Raw genomic sequence first — 3,393 nt, 5'->3', positions numbered from 1 at the left:
CGATGCACAAGACACGCTGCGCCCGACAAAGCACGGCGGCTATGTCGAGCGCGATATCAGATAAAGCGGATCAGACCGTCTCGGTGTGGAACTCTATTCAGAGGCGCACCCGTTCGGAATGCGCCGGTACTTCCAAGTCCGAGAGCAAGGATGCGATCAGGGCATCCGGTGCCTTGAACCGGCCACGCCTCAGTTCAGGGGGGACTACGGCCTCGACCGCCTCCAGCTTTTCGGATGGATCCATGCGGAGGTAGACCTCCGTTGTACGGATATCGGCGTGACCCAGCCACAGGGCGACCTTCCGAATGTCGTGGGTCGCCTGCAGCATGACGACGGCACAACTATGCCGAAGCTGGTGAGGGGAAACACTCCGGTCGCGAAGCGATACGCAGCCCCCGGCCGCCTTGCCGACATGCTTGTCGAGCACATACTCAAAGCCGGCACGGGTCATCGGCTCTCCTTGTGCATTGACAAAGAGCTCCGGCACACGGACTGCGCCTCGGACGCTCAACCAGGCGCGAAGGTCCCGCGCAGTATCCTTCCAGAGCGGCAGGCAACGTTCCTTGCGGCCTTTGCCCTGAACCAGCACGCTCGCGCCGTGTCGAAGAGACAGATTTTCCGTCAGGATGCCGACCAGTTCAGAGACCCGCAATCCTCCGGCGAAGCAGAGGTGCATCATTGCCCGGTCGCGGACGCCTGACCGAGTTGCAAGGTCTGGCGCGTTGAGGATCGCGCGGACCTCTCCCATCGTCAAATGACGGATGAGCTTTTGGTCGTGCCGCTTGGTCGGGATCGCATGTATCCGGCCGATCTGCTCTAGGGCGGAAGGCACCTTGTGCTCGAGGTAGCGCATGAACGCCTTGATGGCGGCGAGCCGCACATTGCGCGTGGACGCGTTGTTGCCGCGATCCTGTTCAATGTGCGCGAGGAAAGCCACGATCGTCGGTGCGTCGAGGTCTTCGATAGTCAGCAGCGACGGGCGAGTGCCGAGCCTTTTTGCTGCGAAGTCGAACAGCAGCCTGTAGCTGAACGCATATGTCTCGCAGCTTTGTGGACTATAGCCACGCTGGCGGGGCATGTAGTCTCTGAGAAAGCTGGTGATGAGAGGGGCGAGCGCCGTCATGCCGCGTCCTCCCTGAACACTGTTTCTGCCGCCGCGGCGATGTCGACCATCATTTCCGGCGTCGCCTGAAGATACCAGTACGTATTGTGGATACTGACATGGCCCAGGTATGTCGACAGGGCGACGAAGTGCCGAGCAACTTCGCCGCGACTAGCGCCGCATTGTTCCAGGACACGGGTTGCGAAGGTATGTCGGAGGTCATGGATGCGTGGCTGCTGCGTTCGCTCCAACACGATGCCCGCCCGTCGCGTGACGCAACGGAATGTATAATTCACCATCCTCAAGCACATTTGTCGGTGCTCTACAGATGGGAAGAGCCAATCACTCTCGCCCGCAAATTGGTACCTGGCACCAATGTAGCATTTGAGCGCCTCAACAACGGTCGGGTGTAGCGGCACCAGCCGACTCTTGCGGAACTTGGTTTCGCGAATGCGTAACACGCCGTCGGGCAGCATATCGTCGAGCCTGAGCGCGATAGCCTCGGACACACGCATTCCGGTCGCAGCGATCAGCCCAAAAAGCATGACGTAGAGCTCGCGACGCAGCGGATTGGGCCTTTGGTGCCGTAGATTGCCGGCAGCATTGAGAATCCGGGCGATTTCGTCCGCAGTATAGATGTAGGGGACCGGTCGATTGGTGTTCCGCTTGATATTTGCGGGTGGTATGTCGTGACGAGGATCTTCCGCCCGCAGGAAGCGAGCAAACTGGATCAGGTCCATCAGGCGATGCGCCATGGCATTTGGACTTTTGGCAGCGGTGGGCAACCAGGTAAGGGCTGTTGCGGTGCGAATGTGGCTCTCATTGCGTTCCGCTGCAAAGCGCGCGAACGCAATGAGATGTCGTTCGGCCCGGACAAGCTTGTAACCTAGCGCGCGGCGCAGACTGATATAGCGGTTGACGTCTGCGCTCAGCATGGCAGCCTCCCGCCCCAAGGCTGCGCGATCTCGGACAAGAGGCCGATGTCTACCTTGGCGTAGAGCGCGGTCGTCGATGGAGAACGATGACGCAACACGGCCCCGACGCCGGCAAGGCTTGCACCGCTACGCAGCATCGCAGTCGCCGCCGAGTGCCGCAGCACATGCGCCCCGCGATGGATGCTTTCAATTCCTGCTCTGTCGAGCGCGCGCCGCACGATACACTTTACGGCGATGCGGCTGAGTGGGCGGATCGGTGCAATATCCGTTAGGAACACCCGCGTCGTCGCAATGCGCGGCCTTGCCCGCTTAATATAGGCGAGGATGGCGTCGCCGACGTCCTGGGGCAGCGGAAGCCGTTCCTCGCGCCGGACCTTGCCGACAAGCGTTATTCGACCATTCTTCCAATCGATGTCACCAAAGGTGAGATTGGCGACCTCGCTCGCCCTGAGACCCAGCCGAGCCAAGAGCAGCATGACGGCGCGATCACGTAACCGGTCTTCGCCATCACAAGCGGCAAGGAGCCGGTCGATATCGCTTTGCCCAAGGAAGCGCGGTGTCGTTGCCATTTGCCAGCTTGCAAAGCTCGGAACCGCATATTCCCGGCCAGCGGGGCATTGCCCGATCGCCACGAGGTATTTGAGGTAGGCGCGCGTTGCGACAGTGATACCCTGAGCCCGAGCGCGGCCATGCGGTTTCGCGCGGTCGAGCACGAAGCCATGGATCGCGGTCGCCGTATAAACCTCCGGATCAGTGCCGAGCGACAACAGAAGGTCGATCAAGATTGGCTGATAGGTATCGAGCGTGGAATCCTTGATACCACGCTGCTCCTTCATCCAGAACCGGAACGCGGCAAGTGCTGGCCAGGTCTCCTCCAGCGACGTGTGCAGCTCTGCAGGCAGAATGTTTTTCTCGCGCAAATAAGAGACGAACAGCGCAGCCGCACCCTGCGGAGCGCGCGCGCGTTTGCTGCCCTGGAACACCGACGCCGATGCAGAGAAGCCAACCGCGAGCGTGCCAATGTCGAAACCGGTCGCTCGTACCCAGTCACCCCATAGGGCCAGCAGGCGCACCACCTCCACGAGCGTTGCGGGCGAATAATTCCGCTGAGATAGCCATTCTTTGAACCCATCGACATGCGGCTGTAGCCAGTTGATCCGAAGATGGACACTGCGGCGATGTCTGTACTTTCGCTTTGTCACCCTATTTCCTCAATTTGCTTGTTGACGCCGGGGAAGTCCGGCGCGTCAAACAAATCGGAGGTTTCAAAGCCATTCCAGCGTCGGCGGGCAGCTGTTCCGGCCTCACCCCCTTGGGTTTTCTAAAAGAGGTACGCGCAGCGTGTCTTGTGCATCG

General features: G+C 60.4%; 3 protein-coding genes. All 3 read right to left on the bottom strand.

Translation table 11 applies throughout. The features are described from left to right. Positions 1–97: 97 nt before the first annotated feature. From PMI09_RS10270 to PMI09_RS10260, 3 genes are read right to left on the bottom strand one after another with little or no spacing between them, the layout of a single operon-like run. Entirely contained in the window at positions 98–1,123 is a 1,026-nt protein-coding gene (locus tag PMI09_RS10270) for a tyrosine-type recombinase/integrase (RefSeq protein ID WP_007792359.1), read from the bottom strand. Then, positions 1,120–2,037, bottom strand: coding sequence for a tyrosine-type recombinase/integrase (locus PMI09_RS10265; RefSeq protein WP_007792356.1), 918 nt, complete (start codon positions 2,035–2,037; stop codon positions 1,120–1,122). Before PMI09_RS10265 ends, PMI09_RS10270 begins: the two co-directional genes overlap by 4 nt. Continuing rightward, positions 2,031–3,239, bottom strand: coding sequence for a tyrosine-type recombinase/integrase (locus PMI09_RS10260; RefSeq protein WP_007792353.1), 1,209 nt, complete (start codon positions 3,237–3,239; stop codon positions 2,031–2,033). Before PMI09_RS10260 ends, PMI09_RS10265 begins: the two co-directional genes overlap by 7 nt. Between the last annotated feature and the right edge of the window lie 154 nt (positions 3,240–3,393).

The sequence above is a fragment of the Rhizobium sp. CF122 genome (assembly GCF_000282035.1).
Lineage (GTDB): Bacteria > Pseudomonadota > Alphaproteobacteria > Rhizobiales > Rhizobiaceae > Rhizobium.
This window is presented reverse-complemented; position numbering and strand designations above follow the sequence as displayed.

Excerpts from the sequence above, each read along its gene's own strand:
- PMI09_RS10270 (WP_007792359.1), bottom strand. The coding sequence starts at position 1,123 with ATGACGGCGCTCGCCCCTCTCATCACCAGCTTTCTCAGAGACTACATG.
- PMI09_RS10265 (WP_007792356.1), bottom strand. The coding sequence starts at position 2,037 with ATGCTGAGCGCAGACGTCAACCGCTATATCAGTCTGCGCCGCGCGCTA.